28 protein-coding genes are annotated in these 26,120 nt (G+C 65.0%); 9 read left to right on the top strand and 19 right to left on the bottom strand.

Features of this window, described 5'->3' with window-relative positions:
* Nucleotides 1-2: 2 nt before the first annotated feature.
* The 3 genes from JQ580_RS20345 to JQ580_RS20335 all read right to left on the bottom strand — a co-directional run bounded on the left by JQ580_RS20345 (nucleotide 3) and on the right by JQ580_RS20335 (nucleotide 2,754).
* A complete protein-coding gene (locus JQ580_RS20345; protein WP_212281999.1) occupies nucleotides 3-1,397 on the bottom strand; it encodes an ABC transporter substrate-binding protein in 1,395 nt (464 codons plus the stop codon).
* A gap of 481 nt (nucleotides 1,398-1,878) precedes the next feature.
* Nucleotides 1,879-2,196, bottom strand: a complete 318-nt coding sequence (locus JQ580_RS20340; RefSeq protein ID WP_212281998.1) for a hypothetical protein — start codon at nucleotides 2,194-2,196, stop codon at nucleotides 1,879-1,881.
* A 102-nt stretch (nucleotides 2,197-2,298) separates the two neighbouring features.
* Entirely contained in the window at nucleotides 2,299-2,754 is a 456-nt protein-coding gene (locus JQ580_RS20335) for an Hsp20 family protein (protein WP_212281997.1), read from the bottom strand.
* 326 nt (nucleotides 2,755-3,080) lie between these two features.
* On the opposite strand from JQ580_RS20335, the gene JQ580_RS20330 reads away from it, so the two are divergent.
* Together JQ580_RS20330 and JQ580_RS20325 are read left to right on the top strand one after the other, a co-directional pair.
* On the top strand, nucleotides 3,081-3,305 hold the full coding sequence (locus tag JQ580_RS20330; RefSeq protein WP_212281996.1) for a hypothetical protein: 225 nt from the start codon (nucleotides 3,081-3,083) through the stop codon (nucleotides 3,303-3,305).
* On the top strand, nucleotides 3,302-3,481 hold the full coding sequence (locus tag JQ580_RS20325; RefSeq protein WP_212281995.1) for a hypothetical protein: 180 nt from the start codon (nucleotides 3,302-3,304) through the stop codon (nucleotides 3,479-3,481). The genes JQ580_RS20330 and JQ580_RS20325 overlap by 4 nt, the downstream gene beginning before the upstream one ends.
* Before the next feature lie 9 nt (nucleotides 3,482-3,490).
* Here the strand turns inward: JQ580_RS20325 and JQ580_RS20320 are convergent, their stop codons facing one another.
* On the bottom strand, nucleotides 3,491-3,979 hold the full coding sequence (locus tag JQ580_RS20320) for a MarR family winged helix-turn-helix transcriptional regulator (protein ID WP_249134290.1): 489 nt from the start codon (nucleotides 3,977-3,979) through the stop codon (nucleotides 3,491-3,493).
* Nucleotides 3,980-4,103: 124 nt separating this feature from the next.
* On the opposite strand from JQ580_RS20320, the gene JQ580_RS20315 reads away from it, so the two are divergent.
* From JQ580_RS20315 to JQ580_RS20295, 5 genes are all read left to right on the top strand, one after another.
* Complete coding sequence (locus JQ580_RS20315; protein ID WP_212281994.1) at nucleotides 4,104-4,646, top strand: VOC family protein; 543 nt, start codon at nucleotides 4,104-4,106, stop codon at nucleotides 4,644-4,646.
* A gap of 29 nt (nucleotides 4,647-4,675) precedes the next feature.
* Nucleotides 4,676-6,313, top strand: coding sequence for an FAD-dependent oxidoreductase (locus JQ580_RS20310; RefSeq protein WP_212281993.1), 1,638 nt, complete (start codon nucleotides 4,676-4,678; stop codon nucleotides 6,311-6,313).
* Entirely contained in the window at nucleotides 6,310-6,504 is a 195-nt protein-coding gene (locus tag JQ580_RS20305) for a DUF2783 domain-containing protein (RefSeq protein WP_212281992.1), read from the top strand. Before JQ580_RS20310 ends, JQ580_RS20305 begins: the two co-directional genes overlap by 4 nt.
* Nucleotides 6,505-6,645: 141 nt before the next feature.
* Nucleotides 6,646-8,931, top strand: a complete 2,286-nt coding sequence (locus JQ580_RS20300; RefSeq protein ID WP_212281991.1) for a heavy metal translocating P-type ATPase — start codon at nucleotides 6,646-6,648, stop codon at nucleotides 8,929-8,931.
* A 131-nt stretch (nucleotides 8,932-9,062) separates the two neighbouring features.
* A complete protein-coding gene (locus JQ580_RS20295; RefSeq protein ID WP_212281990.1) occupies nucleotides 9,063-10,250 on the top strand; it encodes a CaiB/BaiF CoA transferase family protein in 1,188 nt (395 codons plus the stop codon).
* Here the strand turns inward: JQ580_RS20295 and JQ580_RS20290 are convergent.
* The 5 genes from JQ580_RS20290 to JQ580_RS20270 form a co-directional block, all read right to left on the bottom strand.
* Entirely contained in the window at nucleotides 10,247-10,969 is a 723-nt protein-coding gene (locus tag JQ580_RS20290; RefSeq protein ID WP_212281989.1) for a DUF72 domain-containing protein, read from the bottom strand. The genes JQ580_RS20295 and JQ580_RS20290 overlap by 4 nt on opposite strands.
* A 95-nt stretch (nucleotides 10,970-11,064) precedes the next feature.
* On the bottom strand, nucleotides 11,065-12,213 hold the full coding sequence (locus tag JQ580_RS20285; protein WP_212281988.1) for an amidohydrolase: 1,149 nt from the start codon (nucleotides 12,211-12,213) through the stop codon (nucleotides 11,065-11,067).
* 198 nt (nucleotides 12,214-12,411) lie between these two features.
* Nucleotides 12,412-13,500, bottom strand: coding sequence for a mandelate racemase/muconate lactonizing enzyme family protein (locus JQ580_RS20280; RefSeq protein ID WP_212281987.1), 1,089 nt, complete (start codon nucleotides 13,498-13,500; stop codon nucleotides 12,412-12,414).
* A gap of 99 nt (nucleotides 13,501-13,599) precedes the next feature.
* Nucleotides 13,600-14,805 carry a M20/M25/M40 family metallo-hydrolase gene (locus tag JQ580_RS20275; RefSeq protein WP_212281986.1) on the bottom strand — a complete coding sequence of 402 codons (1,206 nt, stop codon included), beginning with the start codon at nucleotides 14,803-14,805 and terminating at the stop codon, nucleotides 13,600-13,602.
* Nucleotides 14,806-14,925: 120 nt separating this feature from the next.
* Nucleotides 14,926-15,267 carry a response regulator gene (locus JQ580_RS20270; RefSeq protein WP_249134289.1) on the bottom strand — a complete coding sequence of 114 codons (342 nt, stop codon included), beginning with the start codon at nucleotides 15,265-15,267 and terminating at the stop codon, nucleotides 14,926-14,928.
* Between the two features lie 137 nt (nucleotides 15,268-15,404).
* On the opposite strand from JQ580_RS20270, the gene JQ580_RS20265 reads away from it, so the two are divergent.
* Entirely contained in the window at nucleotides 15,405-16,616 is a 1,212-nt protein-coding gene (locus tag JQ580_RS20265; RefSeq protein WP_212281985.1) for a GAF domain-containing sensor histidine kinase, read from the top strand.
* 32 nt (nucleotides 16,617-16,648) lie between these two features.
* Here the strand turns inward: JQ580_RS20265 and JQ580_RS20260 are convergent, their stop codons facing one another.
* From JQ580_RS20260 to JQ580_RS20245, 5 genes are all read right to left on the bottom strand, one after another.
* Entirely contained in the window at nucleotides 16,649-16,825 is a 177-nt protein-coding gene (locus tag JQ580_RS20260; protein WP_212281984.1) for a hypothetical protein, read from the bottom strand.
* Between the two features lie 78 nt (nucleotides 16,826-16,903).
* The gene (locus tag JQ580_RS20255; RefSeq protein WP_212281983.1) at nucleotides 16,904-17,617 is read right to left on the bottom strand and encodes a Crp/Fnr family transcriptional regulator; all 714 of its coding nucleotides are present in this window, start codon (nucleotides 17,615-17,617) and stop codon (nucleotides 16,904-16,906) included.
* A 224-nt stretch (nucleotides 17,618-17,841) separates the two neighbouring features.
* Entirely contained in the window at nucleotides 17,842-19,083 is a 1,242-nt protein-coding gene (locus tag JQ580_RS20250; RefSeq protein ID WP_212281982.1) for an MFS transporter, read from the bottom strand.
* A gap of 248 nt (nucleotides 19,084-19,331) precedes the next feature.
* Nucleotides 19,332-19,610, bottom strand: coding sequence for an HGGxSTG domain-containing protein (locus tag JQ580_RS34110; RefSeq protein WP_283813968.1), 279 nt, complete (start codon nucleotides 19,608-19,610; stop codon nucleotides 19,332-19,334).
* A gap of 29 nt (nucleotides 19,611-19,639) precedes the next feature.
* Nucleotides 19,640-20,269 carry a hypothetical protein gene (locus JQ580_RS20245; protein WP_212281981.1) on the bottom strand — a complete coding sequence of 210 codons (630 nt, stop codon included), beginning with the start codon at nucleotides 20,267-20,269 and terminating at the stop codon, nucleotides 19,640-19,642.
* A gap of 452 nt (nucleotides 20,270-20,721) precedes the next feature.
* On the opposite strand from JQ580_RS20245, the gene JQ580_RS20240 reads away from it, so the two are divergent.
* Nucleotides 20,722-21,705: a Bug family tripartite tricarboxylate transporter substrate binding protein gene (locus tag JQ580_RS20240; RefSeq protein WP_212281980.1), complete on the top strand. Its 984-nt coding sequence runs from the start codon at nucleotides 20,722-20,724 to the stop codon at nucleotides 21,703-21,705.
* Between the two features lie 11 nt (nucleotides 21,706-21,716).
* Here JQ580_RS20240 and JQ580_RS20235 read toward each other — a convergent pair whose 3' ends face one another.
* The 5 genes from JQ580_RS20235 to JQ580_RS20215 form a co-directional block, all read right to left on the bottom strand.
* Entirely contained in the window at nucleotides 21,717-22,178 is a 462-nt protein-coding gene (locus JQ580_RS20235; RefSeq protein ID WP_212281979.1) for an NUDIX hydrolase, read from the bottom strand.
* Nucleotides 22,179-22,269: 91 nt separating this feature from the next.
* Nucleotides 22,270-23,229: a lytic transglycosylase domain-containing protein gene (locus JQ580_RS20230; protein ID WP_212281978.1), complete on the bottom strand. Its 960-nt coding sequence runs from the start codon at nucleotides 23,227-23,229 to the stop codon at nucleotides 22,270-22,272.
* Nucleotides 23,230-23,404: 175 nt separating this feature from the next.
* On the bottom strand, nucleotides 23,405-23,680 hold the full coding sequence (locus JQ580_RS20225; protein WP_212281977.1) for a hypothetical protein: 276 nt from the start codon (nucleotides 23,678-23,680) through the stop codon (nucleotides 23,405-23,407).
* A 77-nt stretch (nucleotides 23,681-23,757) separates the two neighbouring features.
* Nucleotides 23,758-24,615 (bottom strand): VOC family protein, encoded by an 858-nt coding sequence (locus tag JQ580_RS20220; RefSeq protein WP_212281976.1) that lies wholly within the window; start codon nucleotides 24,613-24,615, stop codon nucleotides 23,758-23,760.
* Nucleotides 24,616-24,759: 144 nt separating this feature from the next.
* Nucleotides 24,760-25,950, bottom strand: a complete 1,191-nt coding sequence (locus JQ580_RS20215; RefSeq protein ID WP_212281975.1) for a urate hydroxylase PuuD — start codon at nucleotides 25,948-25,950, stop codon at nucleotides 24,760-24,762.
* Between the last annotated feature and the right edge of the window lie 170 nt (nucleotides 25,951-26,120).

Raw genomic sequence — 26,120 nt, 5'->3', positions numbered from 1 at the left:
GCTCAGCCGCGCATCATCGGTTCGATGCGGCGCTGCGCATCGTCCAATGCAGCCTTGATCGTGGCCTGGCCGGAGAGCGCGGACTGGATCGCGGTCGCCATGGTGTCGCCGATCGCCGGCCATTGCGGCACGCGCGGACGCCAGTCGACGTCAGTGTCCTCCTGGAGTGCGCCCATCGTGGCCTCGACGAAGTTCTCGCCGAAGCCGTTCATCAGCTTGATGTAGTCGGGATCCTTCCACACCGAGGTGCGGTTGACGCCCGAGCGCTTGGTGGGTCCCGCGAACTTGTGCGCGGTGCGCGCCTGGGTCTCGGCGCTCGCGGCCCACTGGATGAACAGCCAGGTCGCCTTGCGCTTCTTCTCCGGCAGCGCGGAATTGATCGGGAAGCCCCAGTTCCAGATCGAGGTGGTGCGCTTGCCTGAGGGACCCTTCGGCCAGCGTGCATAGGCAACCTTGCCGATCACCTTGGACTTGTCGGGATTGTTGATGACGGAGGCCGAGGAATGCGCGTCAATGTAGCTCGCGACCGTGCCTTGAGAGAAAGCGTCGGCGATATCCGGCCAGTTCCAGTTCGCAGCCGCCGTCGGCGCGTACTTCTTCATGATGTCGACGTACCAGGCGAGCGCCGCTTCGGCCTCGGGGCCGTTGACGGTGAGCTTGCCGCCCTTCATCCAGTCGCCGCCGAACTCACGGAAAATCGACGGATAGATGTACATGTTCTGGCCGGCGCCGGCGACACCGCGCAGCGCTGCGCCCCAGACGCGGTCGTTCGGCGTATTCAAGGCCGCGGCGTTCGACATGTAGGCTTCGAGCGTATCGGCCGGCTTCAGGCCCTTCGCGTCATAGAGGTCCTTGCGATAGACCTGAATGGTGACCTCGCCGTCATAGGGCATGCCATAGAGCTTGCCGTCGATGCCGTTGGCGCTGCGCCAGGCCGGAATGATGTCGTCGAGCTGGAACCAGGCCTGATCGGTCAGCGACTTGTCGTTCAGATAGGTGTCGAGCGGCTCGACCCATTTGTTCGCAGCGTAGAGCGCGTAATACATGGGGTCGGCGGCGTGGGTCGCGTAGGTGCCGGTCTTCGAGGTCAGGTCGATGACGCTCTTCTGCCGGATCTGCGCCGGCGGAATCTTTTCGAAACGGACGTCGATGCCGGTGAGCGCCTTGAACTGCGGCGCCAGCGTGATGAGGTTTTCGAAATAGCTCGCCGGGATCACCGCGACGGTGATCGTCTCGCCCGAGACCTGCTGCCAGTCGATCTGAGCGGATTTGTACGGCGCGAGGTCGGACTCCTGCGCGGATGCTTGCCGCAGGATGCCAGGACCAAACGTCGCCAGAGCCGCGGCCGCGGTTCCGGTTTTGAGTAGCGTTCGTCGCGTCGGCTTGAATGACGTCATGCTGTCCTCCCGAAAATCCGGATTTTGGGCTCCGGTTAGTTAGGACATTTGCCCAAATGTTATAACAAGTCAATCGCGGCAAAATGGCCATCGGCCGTGGTTCGTCCACCAAACCGCGAAGGCTAGGGCCGTCACGACATTCCTATGTCCTGGAACTGGCGGTCTGCCCCTTCCTCGGCAGCGCCAATCAAATCGCAGGTGATGTGGAGTTGTCCGGCAGCCGGACTTCGTGCGGCCAACAGCCTGCCGGCCCGCGACGGCAGCGCCGACGCAAGGCGACGCAGAAAGGGTTCGATGCGCTCGGCGATATCTTCCTTGAGTGCAGCATTGACTGGGTGCCGCTGTTCGACGGTGCCGCCTCGGAGGAGGATGGCCTCAACGTGCTCTGGGAACGTTTCTTAGGGCGGCGTAGGCGACCGTGGGGGCTCGAGTTATGTAGTGGCCCCCGGAGCTCGTACGGATTCTTTTGGCGGGTTCTCGATTACGGCGTTGCGGCGGCCCAGGGCCGCCGCAGTCGCATCGGGACGCCGCCGCCGGGCGGCGGGTCGTCGTCGTCATCGAGCTTGCGCAGCGCGGTGAGGATGTCTGCTAGCCGGATCGGATGATCCATGCCGGGAATCTCGCGCAGCGCAGGGTGGGAGTCGACAGCGTACATGTCCGAGGCCCACGACGACAAGATGATTCGCTTTTCCGCTGTCGAAAGCTTGCCGTCGTCGAGGACGGCGGTGGGCGATGCATAATGCGCAGCGGGATGGAACAGCGGGCCGAGACCGCCGGTGGTCGCGTTGGCATTGGTCATCTCTGTCTCCCTTTACGCTCCTTCCGAAGGGATATTCGACCGGCGGATGGCGATCCGGTCGCCATCCGCCATGGTAGTTGATGTCGAGTGGCTTCGGTCGGCCTAGGCGGCCTTCTTCTGCTCGATCTGCGGTGACGCAGCGCCCGCGATCTGGATCCGACGCGGCTTCATGGCTTCCGGAATCTCGCGCAGGAGATCGATGACCAGGAGACCGTCCTGGAAGGACGCGTGCTTGACCTGGACGTAGTCGGCGAGATTGAACACGCGGCGGAACGGACGCGCGGCGATACCCTGATAGAGATATTCGCGCGTGGCGCTGTCGGGCTTGCGGCCCTCGATGGTGAGCGCGTTCTGCTCGGCGGTCACGCTGATGTCGTTGACGCCAAAGCCCGCCACGGCCAGCGTGATTCGGTATTGGTCTTCGCCGGAGCGTTCGATGTTGTAGGGCGGATAATTGTCCTCGCCAGCCTGGCGCAGCGTGCTGTCGACGAGGTCGGCCAGATGGTCGAAGCCGATGGTGGAGCGCCACAGCGGCGCGAAGTCAAAAGTGGTCCTCATACCAAGTCCTCCAAAGAGCAAGATGGATACGAAGGAGCGCCGTTTGGGACTCGGAGACGGATCCGAACACCCCGGCCCGGCGCCCGCGCCGGACCCGATCGGGCGTCCGGCACACCGCTTGCGCGGCGAAAAACGACTTAGAGCGCCGCAGTGACCTTGCAAGAGGGGCGCGCAAGAATTTTTTTGGGGGCCCCGGCATCGTTAAGGGGGCGGCAAGAGAGGATCTTGACAGGAAATCGAGCCTGAATATTTTTTGCTCCGGAAGAGGCATCTTCCGCCACCGTAAATTCGAAAAGGATAGCGAAAGACCGTCAGGAGTGACGACGATGCTCGATCAGGATTTCGCCCGCATCCGCGCGCACCGCAACAACCTCTCTCGTTATCGACGCCTGCTGAAGACTGAGCTGTCGGACATCGAGCGCCAGTTTATCGAACGTCGCCTTGCCGAGGAGCAGACCGCGCTCGAGACTCTCACTGCCGATGTCTTCCCGGTCGCATTCACCGTTCCGAACATGCCATCGGCCATTGCCACGAGCGGAGTGGACCGATGAGTGACGTTCGCAGCCTCCTCATCAGCAGCAGCGAGAAAGTGATCGGGCGCTATCGCTTGTTGCTGGCCGGTGCCAGAAGCGAGACCGAACGCGCGCTCTATCGCGCGCGGATCGAGCGCGAGCAGCGCCTGCTTGAGGATCTCCGGGCCGGGCTACCGGAGCGCTCGGCGGCCTGAGGGGAGAGCCTACGCCAGCGCCGCCGACAATTTGCCCATCACCCGGTCGAGCGCCGCCACCTCGTCGGCGGTCAGCGCTTCAAGCAGCTTCGACTCCCGCGCCAGCGCGAGAGGTACGATCTTGCGATAAAGCGCGCGACCGGCCGGGGTCAGCGAGACGATCAACTCGCGCCGGTCGTCGGGATGGTGCTTGCGACCGACGATACCGCGCGACTCCAGGCCCTGCACGGCGCGGCTGACCTGCATCTTGTCGAGCGTCGTCAGCGGTCCGATCTCTTTCGTCGCAATCTCCGGGCGCATGCCGAGAATGGCGAGCACGCGCCATTCCTGCCGCGTCAGCGCGAAGCGCTCGGAATAGACCTCGGCCACCGCCAGCGACACCTGCTCGGCGAGGCGCGCCAGCTGGTACGGAAAATATCGCTGCAGGTCGAGCTCGACGCCACCCTGCGCTATCGCGGCTTCGGCCGCGTTCCCGCGTGCCACGCCTGAACGTCCCATCGCGCCATTCCCGTCCGCCGATCCGCCGGATAATTTCTTCGAAGCCGGTTGATCGAGATCAAATCCAGATAATAGTAACATCTGATACGAATTTCGCAACCGCAGGTCTAGGGAGCGAAACGCCATGAAAATCGAGAAGATCCATCACGTCGCCTATCGCTGCGTCGACGCCAAGGCGACCGTCGAGTTTTACAAGACCGTCATGAACATGGATCTTCTCGGCGCCATTGCCGAGGATCGGGTGCCGTCGACCAAGGCGCCCGATCCCTACATGCACATTTTCCTCGATGCCGGGAACGGCAACATCCTCGCCTTCTTCGAACTGCCGAACTCGCCGCCGATGGGCCGCGATCCCAACACGCCGGAATGGACTCAGCACATTGCCTTCCAGGTCAAGGACCTCACCGAGCTCGAAGGGGCCAAGTCGCGCGCGGAGGCAGCCGGCCTCGACGTCGTCGGCGTCACCGATCACACTATCTTCAAGTCGATCTATTTCCACGACCCCAGCGGTCATCGCCTGGAGATCGCGGCCTGGACCGCGACGCCCGAGCAGATCGACCGCATGAAATCGGTTGCGCACGCGATGGTCGAGGAATGGTCACGCACCAAGCGTCCGCCGCGTCACACCGCCTGGATGCACGAGAAGGAATTCGCGGACGCGCATTGATCCCCCGGCACGCTGACCAGGAAGCGAACATGACGAGCTACATCTATCCGAAGTTCGGCTATCGGCGTTCCCAAGAGCAGGCCGAGGGGATCGTGAAGCGACATCCGATCGTGGTGATCGGCGCAGGTCCCATCGGCCTGACCGCCGCGCTCGACTGCGCGGCGCGCGGCCAGCCGGTGGTGCTGCTCGACGACAACGACACCGTCTCGATCGGCTCGCGCGCGGTCTGCTACGCCAAGCGTCCGCTCGAGATCTGGGACCGCCTCGGTTGCGCGGCGGCCATGGTCGAGCGCGGCGTCAGCTGGAACGTCGGCAAGGTCTTCTTCCAGGACCAGATGTCCTACCAGTTCGATCTGTTGCCCGAGACCGGCCACCAATGGCCGGCCATGATCAATCTGCAGCAATATCATCTGGAAGAATTGCTGGTTGCCAAGTGCCGGGCCAACCCGCTGATCGAGCTGCGCTGGAAGCATCGCCTGATCAGCCTCAAGCAGGCGGCCGACCATGCGACGCTGGCGGTGGAGACGCCCGACGGCATCTTCACCATGGAGGCGCAATGGGTGATCGCCTGCGACGGAGCCAATTCCGACGTGCGCAAGATGGTCGGCGCCGAATTCACGGGACAGTTCTTCCAGGATCGCTTCCTGATCGCCGACGTCACCATGAAGGCGGATTTCCCGACCGAGCGCTGGTTCTGGTTCGATCCGCCGTTCCACCGCGGCCAGTCCGTGCTGCTGCACCGGCAGGCCGACAATGTGTGGCGCATCGACTTCCAGCTCGGCTGGGACGCCGACCCCGATGAGGAAAAAAGGCCGGAGCGGGTGATCCCGCGCATTCGTGCCATGCTCGGCGAGGACAGCGAATTCGTGCTCGAATGGGTCTCGATCTATCAGTTCGCCTGCCGGCGCATCGACAATTTCCGTCAGGGACGGGTGCTGTTCGCCGGCGATTTCGCGCACCAAGTGTCGCCGTTCGGCGCGCGCGGTGCCAATACCGGCGTCCAGGACATCGACAACCTCGCCTGGAAGCTTGCGATGGTGTTGCGCGGCGAAGCGTCGGAAGCGTTGCTCGACAGCTATCACGAGGAGCGCGCTTTTGCCGCCGACGACAACATCCTGAACTCTACGCGCGCCACCGACTTCATCACGCCGAAGACGAAAGTGAGCCGCTATTTCCGTGACGCCGCGCTGGAGCTTGCCCGGCATCATGGCTTTGCGCGGCCGCTGGTCAACAGCGGCCGTCTCTCGACGCCGACGCCCTATGTGACGTCGGCGCTCAATACCCCCGACGATGAGGCGATGACGGGCGGCGTGCGGCCCGGCACCAATGCTCCCGATGCGCCGATCACGTTGGATGGCAAGCCCGCCTGGTTCCTGCCTTATCTCGGCGACGCGTTCACGGTCGTGGCCTTCGGCATAGACACCGACAGGACCGAAATCGCGGTGGGTCCCCTCAAGGCGAAGCTCATTGTCGTCGGCCGCGACATCCAAGATTCCTCCGGCCTGCTTGCCGAGCGCTACGGCGCTTCGCGCGGGACCACCTATTTGTTCCGGCCCGATCAATATGTTGCCGCACGCTGGACCGGATTCGACGAGGCGGGGATCGCAGATGCGATGCTGCGGGCCGCCGGGCACGACATCGCCGGACGGAAGGAACTGGCAGCATGATGCTTAATTTGTCACCCAACATCAGCGACCCCGACGATTTCTATGCCGAGCTGATCAACAGCCAGCGTGACCTCGATGAGGACCAGGCGCTGCGGATGAACGCCCGGCTGATCCTGCTGCTCGCCAATCACATCGGCGACCGCGGGGTGCTCACGGAGGCGATCGACTGCGCCCGCACTGCCGGCGGCTAGGTCGCGGGCGAGCGGGCTGGAAGTTTGGTCCGGGCCGGCGTGTCGTGCGCCGGCTACGTTGATTCATCTCAAGTGGCGAAGCGGGTTTCGGCGCAGGATCATCGGTATCCAGCGGTAGAAACCAAGCCATGTTTGCAAACCATGTCGTTTGATCGAATCCTGCGATGGGCTCTGGTCGCGATTGCCATCGCGGGATTGACTGCAGGGGGGCTCGCGCGGGCCGCCGGCCGGCCCGATGTAGCCGACGTCGCGTGGGCGCTCGGCACGGCGCCGGTGATCGCGGGGTTGGCGGTCTCGATCGTCAGGGACCTCATGAGCGGCCGCGTCGGAGTGGACGCGATCGCGCTGCTGTCGATGAGTGCGGCCCTGGCGCTCGGACAGCCGCTGGCAGGCGCCGTGGTCGCGCTGATGTATTCCGGTGGCAACGTTCTGGAGGAGATCGCAGTCGCCCGGGCGGAGCACGATCTGCGATCGCTGGTCGATCGGGCACCGCGGCAGGTCCATCGCAAATCCGGCGAGCGGATCGAGGATGCTCCGGTCGAGGACGTCGCGGTCGGCGAAGAGCTTCTGGTGAAGGCCGGCGAGATCGTGCCGGTCGATGGTGTCGTCGCGTCGGCCTCTGCCACCATCGACGAATCCGCGGTGACTGGCGAGCCGATCCCTGTGCAGAAGACACGCGGAACCGCCGTTCTCTCCGGTTCTCTGAATGCGGGTGAGACCTTCCGAATGACCGTGACGGCGGTGGCCAGCAAGAGTACGTATGCGGGCATCGTGCGCATGGTGACTGCGGCGCAGACGGCGAAAGCTCCCTTCGTGCGGCTGGCCGACCGTTATGCGCTGATCTTTCTGCCGCTGACACTCGTCATCGCCTTCGTGGCATGGCGCATCTCCGGCGACTTGACCCGCAGCCTTGCCGTGCTGGTGGCGGCGACACCTTGCCCCCTGATTCTGGCTGCACCCGTCGCCTTCATCGCCGGGGTGGCGCAGGCGGCCCGCCGCGGCATCCTGGCCAAGGGCGGGAGGGCGCTGGAAGCGCTGGCCCGGGCGCACACCGTGCTATTCGACAAGACCGGCACCCTGACGGTGGGCGGAGCGAGGTTGCTGTCCGTCGAGGTTGCGCCGGGCGAGGATCCGGACGAGGTCCTGAGGCTCGGAGCATCGCTCGAGCAAGCCTCGCATCACGTGCTTGCGAAGGCCGTCGTCGCTGCGGCTCTCGCCCGCGGGCTCGCGTTGAAGCCGCCGGAGCACGTCAAGGAGATCATGGGGTCCGGCCTCGGCGGGCAGATCGACGGACGCCACGTCGTGGCGGGCTCGCGTGACATGCTGCTCTCGCGCGCCGAGCTGTCGCCATGGGAGCTGCGAGCGATCAGGCGTGCTTCGTGGCGCTCGGCGTTGGTCGTCTTTGTCGCGGTGGACGGCCGCCTGATCGGCGCGCTGCTGCTGGCCGACGAACTGCGGGCCGACACGCCACGCGCGATCCGGCTGCTGCGGGACGCCGGCATCAAGCGGATGGTGATGGTCACGGGTGATCGTGCTGCGGCGGCACAGGCCATCGGTGCGGCGCTCGATCTCGATGCCGTGCTGGCCGACCGCGTCCCAGCGGACAAGGTCGAGGCGGTGCGGAGCGAGCAGCGGCTGCACCCGACCATCATGGTCGGCGACGGCATCAATGACGCCCCGGCGCTGGCCGTGGCCGATACCGGGATCGCGCTCGGCGCGCGTGGCGCAAGCGCGTCCTCCGAGGCTGCGGATGTGGTGATCCTCACGGACCGGCTGGATCGAGTCGGCGAGGCGATCATCATCGCGCAGCGGGCGCGGCGCATTGCCCTGCAGAGCATCTTCGTCGGGATGGGATTGTCGTTGGTCGCCATGGTCGCGGCCACTGTCGGCTGGCTCGATCCCGTGCCCGCCGCGATCGTCCAGGAGGTGATCGATGTTGCCGTCATTCTGAACGCGCTGCGGGCGCTCAATCCGCCGCTCGTCAGGAGTGGCCCGCACCTCACCGCAGAGCAGGGGCTGACCTTGCATCACGATCATCAGGCCCTGCTCAGGGATCTCGACCGCTTGCGCCAGATCGTCGATGCGCTCGACGACGCGGCGCCCGAATCCGTTGCGGCCTTGATTGGCGAGGCCCACCGACTGGTCCAGAGCAGCGTCGTGACGCACGAACGCGAGGATGAAGACAGCGTCTATCCCAAGCTCACGGAAGTGCTGCGCGACCGCCACGGGCTTTCCGCCATGAGCCGTGCGCATCGCGAGATTCTGCATCTGGCGCGGCTGCTCGCCCGGATCGCGGAGGACCTGCCGTCGGAGAAGATCGACCGCTACCTGATTCGCGACGCTCAGCGCGTGATCGAGGCGATCGAAACGCTGGTGCGCATGCACACGGCCCAGGAGGAGGATATCTACGAGGCCGTGGCAGCCTAGGTGCTGATCAAAGTGCGGTTTCATCAGAATTGTTCGCAATGCGTTGATGAAGGTCGCATGTGCGTTCCACTTCCCAACTTGCCCCGGCGGCCAGTCCCTGTAATCTGCAGCAAACAATAGGGAAGGGTGCGATGGGAGGAGTTTTGGAGGGCGTGCGGGTGCTCGATTTCGGGCGCTATATCGCAGGGCCTTATTGCGCGACCCTGCTGGCCGAGTTCGGCGCCGAGGTCATTCGCGTCGAGAAGCGCGAGGGTAGCGAGGATCGCTTCGTCGCGCCGGTCGGCGAAGGCGGCGAGGGCGCGCTGTTCCTCCAGGTCAACCGCAACAAGAAGTGCATCACGCTCGATCCGATGAAGCCGGAAGGGCAGGAGGTGATGCGCCGCCTGGTTGCGACGGCGGATGTCGTCGTCGCCAACCTGCCGCCGCAGACCTTGCGCGCGATGAAACTCGACTACGAGTCCCTGAAGGCGATCAAGCCCGACATCATCCTGACGACGGCAACCGCGTTCGGCGGGCCGGGGCCGTGGTCCGACCGGGTCGGCTTCGACGGCGTCGGGCAGGTCATGTCGGGATCGGTCTACATGACTGGCGCCGGCGATCCGCCGTACCGGGCCGCGGTGAACTGGGTCGATTTCGGCACCGCGCTGCATTGCGCGTTCGGCACTCTCGCAGCTCTCATCGAGCGCGGCAAATCCGGGCGCGGGCAGATCGTCGAGGGCGCGCTGCTCGCAACCGCGCTGTCCTTCACCAACGCGACGCTGATCGAGCAGGCGGTGATCAACGTCAACCGCGTGCCCACAGGCAATCTCGGCCAGACCGCGGCGCCCGCAGACATCTACCGCACGCGGGACGGCTGGGTGCTGTGCCAGGTCACGGGACATCCCCTGTTCAAGCGCTGGGCGAGGTTGATGGGCGAGGAGGAATTGTGGCTGAACGATCCGCGCTTCGCCGACGACATCAGCCGCGGCAACAACGGCCCCGTCATCAGCGAGCGGATGGCGCGCTGGTGCGCCGGGCGCACCACGCAGGAAGCCGTCGATGCGCTAGGCCAGGCGATGATCCCGACCGGGCCCGTTCTCTCGCCGCAACAGGCGCTGGATCATCCGCATATCCGCGCCGCCGGCTTCATGCAGGACGTCGACTATCCCGGCCTGCCGAAGCCCGCCCCGGTGACGCGTGCTGCGGTCCGGCTGTCGGAAACGCCGGGCGAAATAGCGAGCCGGCCGCCGACGCTCGGGGAACATACCGATCTGGTCCTCGCCGAACTCGGCTATGATGCGGCCGGGATCGCGGCGCTTCGGCAAGGCGGTGCGATCTAGAGCAATTGCTGCAACGCCTTGGCGTCCGCGGGCGCTGCGCTCTTCTGGTCGTTGTCGAAATAGACATAGACGTCGCAGCCCTGCCGCTTCCAGGACTTGATGCGCTTTGCCCATTGCGCCAGCGCGGCCTTGGTATAGTGCCCGCGATAGCGCCCGCCCGGCCCGTGGCCGCGCACATAGACGAAATCCGCCGTGCGCTTCCATGGCGCCGGCGCGTCGTGATGGTCGGACAGGCACAGCGAGATGTTCTCATCCGCCAGCATGCGCAGGATGCGCGGCTGGTACCAGCTCGGATGACGGAATTCGAAGCTGTAACGCCGATTACGCGACAGCAGCTTGAAGAAGGATGCGAGACGATCGGCGTCGGCCTGGAATTGCGGCGGCAGCTGGAACAGGATCGGGCCCGCCTTGCCGCCGAGCCGTGAGATGCGGTCTTCCATCAGCTCGAGGCTGTTGACCGAGCGGTCCGACAGCCGCTTCCAGTGCGTGATGAATTTCGACGCCTTCCAGGCGAAGACGAAATCGCGGCCGGTCTGCTCGCGCCAGCCTTTCACCGCGTCGGGCGTCGGCGTGCGGTAGAACACGCCGTTCAGCTCCGTGGTGTCGAATTGCCCGGCGTAATAGCTGAGCTGCTGCTTCAGCGTCACGCCTTCAGGAAAGAACGGGCCGCGCCAGGAATCGTAATGCCAGCCGGAAGTTCCAATCAGAACGCGCGCCATTGTCCACGTGCCATCCGTTGGGCGCGGCCGGAACTGCCGCGCTTTGCGGGAGGAAACGTCGATGCGGACAATATGTTGCTGCCGGCGTGTGGTCGCTAGTTCGACGCCAGCGCCGTCTTGGCCACCTCCGCCATCCAGCCGGAGGCGACCGGCAGGATCGCGTCGTTGAAATCGTAGCGCGGGCCGTGCAGCTCGGCGCCGTCGCGCAATTCGCCATTGCCGATCCAGACGAAGGCCCCCGGCCGTTGCTGGAGATAATGGGCGAAGTCCTCGCCGGCCATGCTGGGCGCGAGGTCGCGCCGCAGCTCGGCCTGCACCTTCTCGGCGGCGATCCGTGCCAGGCCCGCTTCATCGGGCGTGTTGACCACGACGCCGACGCCCCAGACGATCTCGGGTGCCACCTTGACGCCGAAGCTGGTCGCAATCCCGGCGCAGGTCCGTTCGATGCCGCCGAGGATGACGTCCTTGACCGCCTCGCGATGGTACCGCAGCGTGCCGCGAATGGTGACGCGTCCGGCGATCTGGTTCGGCGCGGTGCCGCCTTCGATGGTGCAGAGCGAGAGCACGGCGGTGTCGAGCGGATCGACGCTGCGCGCGGTGATCGATTGCAGCGCCACGATCAGATGGCCGGCGGCCACCACCGGGTCGCGGGTCAGATGCGGCATGCCGGCGTGGCCGGCATGGCCGTCGATGGTGATGGTGATGCGGCCGCCGGAGGCCATGACGACGCCGTCGTGCACGGCGATGGTGCCGGCGGCAAGGCCCGGCCAATTGTGGAAGCCGAACACGCGTTCCATCGGAAATCGGTCGAACAGCCCGGCCGCGACCATCGCGCGCGAGCCGCCAAAGCCTTCCTCCGCCGGCTGGAAGATGAAATCGACCGTGCCGCTCCAGCTGCTGTCAGCGGCGAGCAGCGCGGCGGCACCGAGCAGCGAAGCGGTATGTCCGTCATGGCCGCAGGCGTGCATCACGCCCGCTGTCCTGGACGCGTAGGGAAGCCCGGTGTCCTCGGTGATCGGCAGCGCATCCATGTCGGCACGCAGGCCGACGCGACTGCGCGCGTGTCCGCGCGTCAGGGTCGCGACGATGCCGTGGCCGCCGATGCCAGCCTCGAAGGGAATACCGAGCTCGGAGAGCTTGTCCTGGACGAAGGCAGCGGTCTCCTTCTCCTGGAGCGACAGCTCCGGGTGCGCATGAAGGTGCCGGCGCCACGCGGTCAGTTTCTGGTGCAACTCGGGTGTCAAGATGGGTGTCTTTCGCAAAGTGTCGGCTTGCGGCCACCATAGCGGATTATTCGTGCCCCGCATCAGGCGCCATCGAATACCTCGCGTGCAGCCACATCGTCATGGCCGGGCTTGACCCGGCCATCCACGTCTTGCTTCGCAGCACGAAGAACGTGGATGCCCGGGACAAGCTCGGGCATGACGGACGTCGTTACAGTCTTACGCCGCCAGCTTCGCCAGGCCCGTCCAGTCGAAGGTGATGCCGTGCCCGGGCCTATCAGGCGCCAGCGCCTTGCCGTCCTCGAGCACCAGCGGATGCTCGATGTAATTGTCGAGGCCAAAGCCGTGCGCCTCCAGGTAGGAGCGGTTCGGGCAGGCCGCGAGCAGGTGTACGGTGATGTCGTGCGCGCCGTGGCTGGTGACGGGCAGGTTGAACGCTTCCGCCAGCCGCGCGATCTTCATGAAGGCGCCGACACCGCCGCAATTGGTGACGTCGGGCTCGGGATAGGACACCGCGCCACCGGCGATGTAGTTCTTGAACTCCCACAGCGAGCGCAGATTTTCGCCAGCCGCGATCGGAACGCCACCCTCTCGCATGATGCGGACATGGCCCGCGACGTCGTCGGGGATGATCGGCTCCTCGAGCCAGGTGAGGTCGTAGGGAACGAAGGCGCGCGCGGCGCGGATGGCTTCCTCGACGGTCCACTTCATGTTGGCGTCCACCATCAGCGGAAAGCCGTCGCCGAGATGCCGTCGCATCGCGGAGACCTTGGCGACGTCGGATTTCAGGTCGGGCCGGCCGACCTTCATCTTGATGGCGCGAAAGCCCTTGGCGAGATTGCCGTCGGTCTGCGCGAGCAGTTCATCGACGGACAGGTCGAGGTCGATGCCGCCGGCATAGCACGGCACGCGCGCATCGAAGCCGCCGAGCAATTGGTACAGCGGCAGCTTGGCCCGCCGCGCCTTCAGGTCCCACAGCGCGATGTCGAGCGCGGAGAGCGCCAGCACCACCGGCCCGCCGCGCCCGCCATAATGCAGCGCCCACCAGACGTGATGCCAGATCGCTTCGGTATCGTCGGCCTCGCGACCCTCAATCAGCGGAGGGATCTCCCGCTTGAGGATGTCCGCGACCGCGCCGCCATTGCGGCCCACGGTGTAGGTGTAGCCCACGCCCTCGGCTCCGTCGGCATCGCGGATGCGGCAGGTGATCAGCTCGAATGCCGCGATCTCGCCGTGCGTGGAGTCTGAGAGCGTCACCGGGAGAGGGATCCGGTAGAGTCCGGTCTCGATATGAGCGATGCGTGGCATGTGGCCTCCCTTTTTGTTTTTGTTGGTCATTTCGTAGGGTGGGTTACGTCGTCGACTGCGCTTCGCGCAGCCGCCAGCTAACCCACCCTACGACTTATCTCACCGCATCGTTGCAATCTGGACGGCGAGCGCACAGGCGCGGTCGTACTCGTCCAGATTGATCCACTCGTCGATCGTGTGCGCCTCGTTCTGGCCGGCGCCGAAGGTCACGGTCGGAATGCCGTGACGGACCATCCAGTTGGCATCGAGGCCGCCATTGGCGGTGCGGACGTTCGGCGTGCCGCCGACCGCCGACACGGCTTCGACCGCGCGCTTGATCACAGGCTGGCTGTCCTTCATGCGGAATGGATAATAGTCGGTCTCGGCCTTGAACTTGACCTTGCCGGATTTGCCCTGCGCGTTGGTCACTTTCTTGGCCGCCTTCTCGAATGCAGCCTTGTAGGCCTTGGTGATCTCCTTGAAGAACTTTCCGTCATGGCTGCGGCTCTCGCCGCGCACATGCACGTAATCGGTGACGACGTTGGTGGCATCGCCCGCCGGGCGCCCTTCGCCGCCGGTGACGGGGCCGACATTGCTGGTGCCCATCCGTGCGCTCGCGCCCTTGCCCTTCACCACCTTGCCGAACCAGCCGCCGGCCTGCACGTCGGCGAGCGCCAGCGCCATGATCATGGTCGAGGAGATGCCGCGCTCGGGTGCGACGCCGGCATGCGAGGCCCGGCCGAAAATTTCGACGCTCCAGCGGTCGGCGCCGACCGCGCCGATCACGACGTTGGAGGCCGAGCCGCCGTCATAGTTGAAGGCCATCACCGGCGAGCCAAGCTCGTCGAGCTTGACGTGGCGCGCGCCATAGAGCCCGCTCTCCTCGCGCACGCAGAACAACAGGGTGATCGGCGGATGGTCGAGCTGCTGCGTTTCGAGTTCGGCCGCCAGCGTCACCAGCACGCCGCAACCGCAGCGGTTGTCGCCGCCGAGCGCGGTCTTGGCCTCGTTGACGATCTTGCGGCCAGATTTCTTCGGCTTGGCGCCGGCGCAGAGCGGCACGGTGTCCATGTGGGTCATGAACATGATGCGCGGCTGGTTGTGCAGTGCGCCGCGGCCGGGCAGGTCGACGATGAGATTGCCGGTCTCGGTCGGAACGGGAATCCGCGTGTTGGCATCGTCGAGCCGGATCGCCTTGGCCGGCACGCCGCTCTCCTTCAGCGCGGCGCTGAGTTCCCGCCCGATCGCCGCCTCCTGTCCGGTCACGCCCTCCACGGCGAGAAAGCGCATGAGGCGGTCGGTAGCGGCTTTGTGGTCGACAGACATGTCAGGTCCCTTGTGATGCTGGTGCGTGGCAGCATCCTTCGCAGGACAGCATTGTGCAAGCCTTCCGAGCCGACGCGCATGGCTCCCATTTCATCGGGCAGGGCGGCTCAACCGCCGCGACTACCAGACGCCAACGGCTTGCAGGAGCTGGGCCTGGCTGAAGGGCTTGGGCATAAAGCGGGCCTGCGGCGGAAGTTCTGCTTCGGTTGGGCGCCGCTTTCCCGACATGATGACGATCTTCACCGGTGGCCAGCCGTCGCGCACCGCGGATGCCAGCTCAAGTCCGTCCATGGTTCCGGGCATGTCGATGTCGGTCAGGACGAGGTCCACGGATTGCACCCTCAGGATGCCGATCGCCCGGTCCGCCGTGCAGACCGAGATTACGGTATGATTGGCCTGCTGCAAGCCCATCTCGGCGTCCAGAAGGATCAGCGGTTCGTCCTCGACAAGTAGTATTTTCAAGCTGGCACTCCCTCTACTCCGGACCCAAGCGGTGAAAGCCGGGGTGGTTCCTTTACCGTGGGCCGGGACCGTGGTTGACTAAGAATAATCTGCGCGAATAAGTCATGATCGCGCCCGCGTATGTTTGTTGGAGCTTCATGGACCACGACTTCAAAGCCGATATCGATGCCATCGAAGCCATCGCGGCGGTGCCGACAATTCTTGCGGTCGTATCCCAGGTCACGGGGCTGGGATTCTCGGCCGTGGCTCGCGTTACCGACGATCGCTGGGTCTGTCTCGCGGCCAACGACCAGGTCGGTCTCGGCCTCGGCGCAGGCGGCGAGCTCAAGATCGAAACGACGATCTGTCATGAGGTGCATCAGGCGCGTGAGGCCGTCGTGATCGATCACGTCGCCCAGGATGCCTCTTACGCGGATCATCATACGCCGGCGATGTACGGCTTTCAGTCCTACATCTCGATGCCGATCTTCCTTGCCGACGGAAGCTTCTTCGGAACGCTCTGCGCCCTCGACCCGAAGCCGGCGAAGCTGAAGGATCCTGGCACCATCGGTATGTTTCGGCTGTTCGCGGACCTGATCGGCATTCATCTGGATGCGGCAAGGCGTGTCGCGACGGCCGAGGCAAGTCTGCTTGACGCCCGGGCTGCCGCCGAATTGCAGGAGCAATTCATGGCGGTGCTCGGTCATGATTTGCGCAACCCGCTGGCCGCGATCGCGGCCGGCACGCGTCTATTGACCAAGACTCCGCTCGACGAGAAGGCGAAGTCCTTGGTCGCTATGATGGAAACGAGCACCATCCGCATGGCGGCGCTGATCGAGGATGTCATCGATCTCGCGCGCAGCCGCCTCGGGGGTGGGATGACGCTCGCGCCGTCGATGGAGCCGCTCGAGCCGTTGCTCAGACAGGTCGTCGACGAGATGCGCGCCACGCATCCCCAGCGTCGGATCGAAGCCGAGTTCGCCATCACCAGGCCGGTCTTCGCCGACCGCCAGCGCATTGCCCGCCTGCTGTCAAACCTGCTCGGCAATGCGCTCAGCTACAGCGCAGCCGAGACCGCAGTTTTCGTGCGCGCGCAAACCTATGGAAGTTTTTCGCTTTCGGTCACTAACCGGGGCCCGGCCATTCCACCGGCCACGCTCGGGAAGCTGTTCGTTCCCTTCGTGCGCGGGCAGGATACCGGGAACCAGCAAGGCCTGGGTCTGGGCCTTTTCATCGTTTCGCAGATTGCCTCGGCCCACGGCGGCACGATCGATGTGACTTCGACGGACGATGAAACCCGCTTCACGTTTCAAATGCCGCTCGTCCTCGACGAGAGATCCCGGATCGCGACCGGGCCGGCGATTCCCTGAACCGCTGACCTCGGGAATCCTCCCGCACGCCATCAGTCTTTGGCGTCGGGCGAGGACTTCCCAGGCTGCGTGCTGCTGGGCGGATCGGATGCCGGAAAGCTGTCATTCAGGCCCTTATCGAGCTCTTCGTCGGCCTTGTCGACCCGGCGATCTTTGCGGACTGGTTCGGCATGCTTGTCGGCGGGCGCCGGATCGAACTTTTCGGTCATCTCGCGGTCCTCGGTTGCACGCCAACCCATGGTTTACGGATGCGTTCCAGCGCCGGGAGACGATTGCGCGAGCAGTGCTCAATCGCGCCGATCGCGCTTCAGATGATCCAGTTCGTTTCTCACCGTGTCATAGCACTCGCAGGCTATGGCCTTCAGGCTCGTCGCATCGGTTATCGAGATCTGACCTCGGTTGAAGCGTATCACCCCCATGCTCTGAAGCCCCGCGGCCACGGACGAAACGGCATTTCGCCTGACACCCAGCATTTGTCCCAGGAACTCCTGCGTAAAGTCCAACTCGTCGCTTCCGCCGGCATCTCTTGCGCGCAGCAGCCATCGCGCGAGCCGGGCCATCGCGGCATGCGAGGCCATGCACCCGGCCGACTGCTGCGCCTGCACGAAGATCGCTTGCTCGTGTCTGATGAGCATCGTGCGCAAGGTCGGGCTTTGGTCCGCCGCCTCCTTGAGCCGTTTCACTGGCACTACGGAACAGCCGCCGGACGACTGTATGACGGCTGTGGTCAGGGCGGTCGGGCCGACCAGCGCCGCTGACGCTCCGAACACGCTATCCCTGCCGACCATCGCGACCTCGGTGGCCTCGCCACTGGTCAGCCGGACAATCAGGGAAATGATCCCGCTATGAGGAAAGTAGGCATCGACCATGACCTCGCCGGCAGCAACAAGCTCTGCTGCGTGGACAAGCTCGGTGGTCCGGAGGTGGGCGCCAAACAGATCAAAATCGCCAGGACTCAAGTTCGCCAGCAATCGATTGGGTGAGCGCTGCTGCGAGTCCATTGCGACCTCCGGCCGTTCAGGCGGGAGCGCAACTGGTCTCTCTGTCGCCGACGCCTGATATTCGCAGTCGGCGATCTACAAGATATGGTGATGCGGTGTCCGGCATCAAGCCATTGGCTCGCAGGTCCCGTCGCCGATAGCGCCGCGTATACACTCTTCCGTGCAGACGTGACGACCAGTGCCGGATGCTGAAAGCTTTCTTGATGAGCTCGATAGCTGCGAGTTCAGGCCGCACGCGTGTAAGCCAGAAAGACGAGCACGCCAGCCGCCAGCGCCGCCGCCATGAACAGCAGCACTGCCGGCAGCCCCGCGAACGCGGCCACCGCGCCCGTCACCGACTGCATCAGCGCCGCACCGAGGAAGAAAGCGAGGTTGACCGCGGCGAGCGCCTTGCCCGCCACTTGCGCGTCGACCAGCTGGCGCGACATGCCGAACAACAGCGGCTGGGCGGAGGTCGCAAGGCCGATCAGCACGAACAGGACGAGGTCGTATTGCGGCGGCATCACGGGTACGCCTGATAGCACGGACACCGCGTAATGCGGCGCCCCGAGCGCCATCAGCGCCAGCAGCAGCGCCCCGACCATATGCGTGCCGGCCACCAGATCGCGGCGGCGGCCGAGCCTGCGGTCGATCATGCCGATGCACAGGGGCCCGGCGATCATCGCCAGCGTGAAGGCGCCGAGCTGATTGCCGGCCTCGACCCGCGACAGGCCCTTCACGTCCATCAGCCAGGGTCCGCCCCACAGGCCGCGCAGCACCAAGGATGTCGCCAGCGACACCAGCGCGAGCGCGATCAACCCGCGCAGGGGGCGCGAGAGGCCGAGCCTGAGCACCTCGATCATCTGCGACAAAGGCGAGGACTCGTCCTTGTGTTCAGCCTGCTGGTGAGGAACCAGGACGAATACTGCAAGCGCGACCGCGAGCCCGCCGAGCGCAGACATCCAGAACCCGGCACGCCAGCCGTAAGTGTCGACCACGAAGGCAAGCGGGCTCGACGACAGCAACATGCCGACATTGCCGATCGAGAGGATCGCGCCCGACCACAGTCCGAACCGCGCCGCCGATAATTGCTTGGCCGCCAGCGTCATCGGGCACATCAACATGCCCGAAGTCGCGACCCCCAGCATGAACTGCCCGACCGCAAAGCTCGCAGCCCCCGTGGCAAATCCCGACGCCACCGCGCCGAGCACGGTTCCCGCGAGCAGGCTCAGCGACACCGGCCGCACGCCGAACCGATCCATCGCCGCGCCGACCGGGATCTGCGCGGCGGCGAACGCGAAAGGATAGATCGACGTGAGGCTCGCCAGCGCCTGTGGCTCGATATGGAAATCGGCGGCCATCAGGTCGAGACTGACCGCCGGAATGGTGCGCAGCAGGGTGGAGAGCATGTGACCGCAGGCGAGCGCGAGCAGCGCGAAGATCAGCGCGCGGGCGGCGGCGCCCGCGTCATTGGCAGCAGTCTCCATGAGAATTCCATCCCGGCTGGGTTTTGGGTGGCATTACAGGATTGGGGCCGAGGTGCCAACCTCAAGAGCTCTTGTCGAAATGCAGGGCGGCTTTGATGCCTCAGTCCCGCAGGATGGGACTGCCGCAACGCGTTCGGTCGCCTTGTCGGGCCCGAGCAGGTATAGCGGCGAGCCAAAGCCGCACCGCGACAGCTCACATATGATGATCCGTAGACAGATCATGTGGGCACATGTTGCTCGCCTGTAGCTCACCGGCGGCAGGGTTTTGGACGAGCCGCTCTCTGGCTCTCTGATGCCATCTCCCGCAGCAGCTTGTCTGCGTCATCGAGCAACTCCCGGATCGCTCGTCGCTCCGCGATCCGCTCCCGCGTGAAGGCGCCATGCCTCTTCGCATTGCCGTTTCCCCGCGGCGCGCCCGATGCGGGCGCGCCGCCGTGCATGCGGCAGCGGAGCTTGCCGCGCATCGCGGGCGCGCGGCAGGCGTGGCCTTCGCGCGTCCCGGCGCCGCAGCGCGGGCTTGAAGACATCGCGCCCGTGTTGCGGGTGTGACCGGCACTCATGCGGCGCCGCCAACAAAAGCCTTGGCGCGGTCGTGTTCGTGCTGGCCCTCATGGATCGGCATTTCGGTGTCGGCGACGGCGAGATGCGCCTGTTGCGTGACGTTCCCCACGATCGCGCTGCCGCCGTCCTGCACCGAGAGGTTCTGCACCGTGATCGGACGCTCGCCGTTGCCGCGATGGCGGTTGAGGGCCTCCATCTGGGCCGCGAAGGTGCGGGCCAGCCGGGTCAACGTGCGCGAAATGCCTTCCTGTTGCGGAGTGCCTTCGGCGAAGGCGAGACGGCAGGCAAAGCGCATGGTCGCGACGTGGACGGACACCATCTGCGCCGTCAGCATGGTCTCGAGGGAATCCCGCGGCGCGATGCCCTTCATCATCGAGACCATGAAGGCGAGATTCTCCTCATCGGGCTTCTGCAGGATCACGCTGGCTTTCATCAATTGCTTGAGGATGCCATGCAGGGCGTCCTGGTCGACGGCACCGAGCGCCTCGCCCACCATGTGCTCGCCGATCTCTAAATCCGGATGCTGAATTGAGATCCGTTGTCCAGTGAGCTTGACCCGCGGGGTGGTCCTGCTGCCGTACTTGGCGATTGGCGTCGTGCTGTTGCGTGTCATGGCCTTTGTCATGTCGATGTCTCCTTCGAGCCCACGGCACGCGCGGGCCGGCCCTTCTGGCGAAGCCGACCCTCTCGGTTGCCGCGCGGCGATTGCGTTTTGAAATGTCGATGCTGGGCTTGTGCGCGATCGAGCGAGGCCCACATGACTGTGGAGGCCGGGTTGCTGACGTGGATCGCGACGGTGGCATTATGCCCCTGTTTTGCCCGACGAGTCAAAATTGAATTCGTAACATCCGAAGCTCGTGGCCTGGCGTAAGTCATTGTTTCGACAGGGGCCGTCTACTGTGCATGGGGTTGTTTTCGCATTTTTTGGCTGGAGGCGGCGCGCACCTGCCGTGCGGCGGAATGCCGGCGACCAAACGCGATTGCGAAATCCGGCGTGACCGCTATTCATGATCATCGAATGCGTCGCGCCAACATGCCTGCAGTAGCGGCGCTGCTGAAGTCTGGGGAGAAGAACCAATGCAACGAACCGCCCGCCTGCTGGCCGTCATCGCTGGATTGTGCGCCGCTGCGCTGGCGACGGAGGCATCGGCGCAGAAATATCCGGTGCGGCCAGTCAAGGTCATGGTCGGCTTCAGCGCCGGCGGGCCGGTCGATGTCGTCGCGCGCATCATCGGCGATCGCCTCGGCAACAAGCTCGGGCAGCCCTTCGTGGTCGAGAACCGCGCCGGCGCCAACGGCATGATCGCCGCCGAAGGCGTCGCACGTGCGGACGGCGACGGATACACCATGCTCGCCTGCAACTCGTCCACCATCACGCTCAACAAGACGCTGTTCAAGGATATCCGCTACGACCCTGAAAGGGACTTCGCGCCGCTCACCACCGTCGTGTCGGCGCCGCTCGTGCTCGTGGTCAATCCCGAGAATCCCAAGACGGCTGACATCAAGACCGTGGCCGATCTCGTCGCTGCGGCGAAGGCCGCACCCGGCGCGCTGGCTTACGGCTCCGGCGGCAACGGCAACCTTGCCCATCTCGCCATGGAGTTGCTCAGCCAGAAGGCCGGCATCAAGCTGATCCACGTGCCCTATCGCGGCGGCGCGGCTTCCGAGGTCGGCATCCTCGCCCAGGAGGTCCTGGCCGTGTTCGATCCGCTCTCCGCGGTCCCGCTGGTCAAGGCCGGCAAGCTGCGCGCGCTCGCGGTGTCGTCGGCCGAGCGGCTGCCGGCGCTGCCTGATGTGCCCACGGTTGCGGAAGCAGGCTATCCCGGTTTCGACATCTCGTTCTGGGTTGGCTTCTTCATGCCGAAGTCGACGCCGGCGCCGATCCTGGAGACGCTGCACCGGGAGATCGTGGCGGCGGCCAAGGATCCGGCGGTTGCGGAGAAGCTCGGCTCGCAGGGGGTGGTGAGCGTGCTGACGCCGGCGGAGTACACCGCGAAGATCGCCAAGGAGACGAAAGATCTCGCCGAGGTCGTCGCTGCCGCGGACATCAAGGCGGAGTAGGGGCGCGGTCGCTAGTCACCGCCGGCGAGTTCCGCCAGCCGATCGAGCAGCGGGCGTTGTCCAGCGTTGATCTTTTCCCGCGCCGCTTCGAGCGTGAACCATTCGGCGCGGTCGACCTCCGGAAAGACCTGGCGCTTGCCGCTGCGCGGCGGCCATTCCATCTCGAACGTGTTGCTGCGGATGCCGCTGACGTCGATATCGAGCTGGGCGGCGAACGCGGTGACCATCTTGCCGCCGCGCTGCTTGACCTCGCCGAGCGCGATCAGCGGCACGGAGGGCTCGATTCCCAGCTCTTCGGCAAATTCCCGTCGCGCGGCGGTCTCCGCATCTTCGTCGTCCGCATACTCGCCCTTGGGGATCGACCACGCGCCGAGATCCTTGTTGCGCCAGAACGGCCCTCCGGGATGCACGAGGAGGATCTCGAGCTGCCGGCGCTTGCGATAGGCGATGATCCCGGCGCTCTTCGATGGCATCGCAGGTTCCGTACGCGGTGTGGCCCTCTATAACTGATAGCACGGCCGACCTGGAGCAGACTGCTCCATCAATTGGCGTCCGGTCGACGACTCAGATCGCCGAGCGCTCGCGCGCTGCGATGCGGATGGCGCGAGCCTTGGTGCCCTTCGCCGCACGGACCGCAATCATGCTCCCCGCCTTGCCACGGGCCGGGGCGTTCTTGTGGAGCAGGGATGCCAAACGCTTGCGCGCACGGTTCGTCGTCAGGCGTGCGGCGAGCTGTTCGGCCTTGCGGATGAAGGCAGTGGCGGACGGCGTCAAGTTGACCGGAACCCAGGCAATGTCCTTGGCCTTGGAGAGGCTGCCGATGCCTTCGCACGGCGCCTCGCGCGGCAGGTCGATCCTGATTGCGAGCGCCTCCGACCGCTCGGTCCAGTCCTCGGCCTTGGTGCCGGTGATGATGCGGACGTAGTCGCGGGTCTCGCGCGGCAGCTCGCTTTCCTTGGCGAGCCACTTCTGAACCCGGCCGGGACCGGCGTTATAGGCTGCCGCCGCGAGGCCAAGATTACCGAAATCGTCGCGCAGCTTGCGCAGGAACTTTGCCGATGCAGGCAGCGCCTTGATGGGATCGAAGGGATCGTCGAGCCCGACCTCGGCGGCCGTCTCCGGCATGAATTGAGCGACGCCTTGTGCGCCGGCCTGGCTGACTTCGTCGGACTTGAAGCGGCTCTCCTGCCAGAGCAGGCGGGCGAAGAACGGCACGGGAATGCCGCTGGTCTCGGCAGCCTGTCGAAGCGCATGGCAGAATTGTTCGGTCGATGAAACCGGGGACTGTGCGGCCGCTTCGACGACGGGTGGCGGCGCGATCTCTTGCTCAAAGGCAGCGCGCGCGTTGGCGAGATCGATCGCCTGCACGCTCGCGAGGAACAGCTCGACGACCGGAGTGAGCGGGGATGCCTGATTGTGTCGAAGACCTGCGCTGTCGAAAGTTGATGCTTGCCGCGACGCCGCTAGATCGAAGTCGCACATCAGGATGAAAAGCCCGGCACAAGCCGCGATGACAAATCGCATCTCTGTAGAAGTCCTCGATCCGTGGGGAGCGACCGGCGACGCGCCGGTGACAAGGACTTCTTAACCGTAATTGCGGCGAAGCTGCGATTCCGCAAAACGACCGGTGTTAGTACGGTGTTCCCGCTGGAACTGGGGAACCGCGAAGGGTAACGAATGCCGTCGTCTTACCGCGTGTCTATTCCTTCGGAAAATCCTTGCGCATCGCGATCTCGGCAGCATCGCCGGGCGACAGCACAGTCTGATCAAAGGCCGCTTGAGGCGTCGTCATGATGTCGTAGAGCGAGATGCCCTTGATCGGCTTCCCCATGAGCTCGCGGACGCAGTCGGCGAGCGTGCCGTTGTAGACGAGATAGGGCGGACCTCGGTCCTTCAGCCGTTCGCCCTTCAGCGACGGCCACTTCTTCAGTTCGGCCGGCGCCTCATAGGCGATCGGCGATCCCTCTTTGAACATGCGTTTGGCCCCGGTGGCTTGGATCGCAGGGAATCCTAGATCCGCCGGGTAAACACGCGTTGAAGAATTGGTTGAAATCAGCCCGCAACGAAGGCGAGCAGGGTGCCGTTGGCCTTGGCCGGCGGCACGCAGATCGCGGTCCCGCTGCGTATCGCGGCCGAACCCAGCGCCTTCTCGGTCGCCGCCGGATCGCCGCTGACGAGCACCAGCGCTGCGCCGCCGCGCTCGGCAAGGCCGGCCAGCGGCACGCCGGGATAGCGCTTTCCGAGCTGCTCCAGCGTGAGATAGACGAAATCGGCACGATCGCCGCCGGAGCGCACCGTGACCGCGCCATCGGCCTCGGCGATCGGCTCGCGGTCGATCAGCCGGCCGAGATGCGCAGCCTCGCTCGCGGGCTCGGGCGTTGCGATCAGCGTCTGCCTGATCCGCTGTGCCGCATTGGCGTGTTTCATCAGTTCGGGAATCCAGACGGTCTCGCGCGTCTTGTGCTGGCACGCGAAGATGCGCACGCCGCCGGGGGCTTCCGCGGTCGGCCACATGAAGGTACGGAATTTTGCTGCCGAGACCGTTCCGTCCGGCAGCGTGACCGGCCGTTCGAAATCGGTCGGGCCGATCGGCGTCAAGCCTCGTGCGCGGATCTCTTCGGCACCGGCAGCGGAATCGACGGCCGTGAAGGCGATGCGCTCGATGCCTTCACCGCGCTTGTCGAGGAAGGCGCGCGCGGGCGCGTTGTGCTCGGTCGCGGCGAGCACGCCGAGCAGCTCCATGTAATCGGGGTCGAACATGATGGTGTAGTTGCCGGTGCCCATATGCGCGCTGTGGGTGCCGCGCGGCGAGACGGTGAAGCCGAGGCGCCGATAATTCTCGGCGGCCTTGTCGAGGTCCTTCACCATGACCACGGCGTGATCGATACCGATGATGTTCTTGAGGGCCACTGTTCTCATCCCCGAATGCAAACTGAATTGAGGCCGCGGGCGGCGGCCGGTCCTGTCTACGCCGGATAGGCGGCCAAGTCATTTTCAATTCGATGCGAGATACGGAATTTCATTCCGCGAACGATCCGCCGACGCGCGGCAGCATCAGCGGGCTTGCTCGAGATAGGCAGCAAGGATCGCGCGCTCCTCGCTGGTCATCTCGGTGATGTTGCCCGGGGGCATCGCATTGGACCAGGCCGCGACACGTCCGATCAGGCGCATGTTGCGATGGATGTGCTCGGGTGCATCGAGCAGGATGCCTTTCGGCGCGGCCACGATGCCGGCCCAGACCGGCTCGGCCGCGTGACACATGCTGCAACGGGACGTCACGATCTCCTCGACAGCGGCAAGGGTCGGCTGCGCCGATAACCCGCCCGTCTTCACCTCGCGCGGGCCGGCCGCCGACAGGAAGAGGATCGCAATCACGCCGATTGCCGCCACGCCCCATACCCACCAAGGCGATTTGCGCCCCGCGTGGCGCTCGTTGAAGAAGTGGCGGATCACGGGTCCGAGCGCCAGGATGATGGCGACGATGATCCAGTTGAAACGCGTGGCGTAGAGCAGGGGATAGTGGTTGCTGATCATCAGGACGACCACGGGAAGCGTCAGATAGTTGTTGTGAACCGAGCGCTCCTTGCTGGCCTTGCCGAGCTTCGGATCCGGCGCCTGTCCCGCGATCAGGCTGGCCACGATCTTCCTCTGGTTCGGGATGATCAGCGCAAAGACATTGGCCACCATGATGGTGCCGATGATCGCGCCGATCTGGTTGAAGGCGCCACGGCCGCTCAGCACATGGGTGAAGGCATAGGTCAGCGCGACCAGGAACAGATAGCCGCCGATGGCAAAAGGCAATTCGCGCTGTGCGAGACCGGAACGGCAGGCGGCCTCATAGAGCAGCCACGCCAGCGCGAGGCTGCAAAAGCTGAACAACCCGGCCTGGAATGACGTGAGGTCGACGATCGATTTGTCGACCAGGAACAAATCGGCCTCGAGATAATAGACCACCACCATCAGCGCGAAGCCGGACAGCCAGGTGGTGTAGGCTTCCCATTTGAACCAGGTGAGTTCGTCCGGCATTTGCGAAGGTGCCACCAGATATTTCATGATCCGGTAGAAGCCGCCGCCATGGACCTGCCAGGCCTCGCCTTGCACGCCGTCGGGCAGGCCACTCCTGGATTTGAGGCTGAGGTCGAGGGCGATGAAATAGAAGGAACTGCCGATCCAGGCGATCGCCGCCACCACGTGGAGCCAGCGCAGCAGCAGGCTCGCCCATTCCGATATGATGGATCCCCACATGATCGTCCCGTCAAATGCGACAGCAATGCCAGCAGCTTTGATGACCGCAGCCTTCGCCCTTACAATGTGTCGCACCTATCCGCGGTGTTTTCCAGTACGATGGGTTGCAGCCGATGCACATCGTGCGGGCATCGGTTGACGTGGGATGCGGCAGCGCTTCAACTGCCGCG

Origin of the sequence: Bradyrhizobium sp. SZCCT0148 (assembly GCF_018129985.1) — a bacterium.
In the GTDB taxonomy this organism is placed as follows: Bacteria; Pseudomonadota; Alphaproteobacteria; order Rhizobiales; family Xanthobacteraceae; genus Bradyrhizobium; species Bradyrhizobium japonicum_H.
Note: the sequence above shows the minus strand (reverse complement) of the source record. Positions and strands in the feature narration are given on the sequence as shown.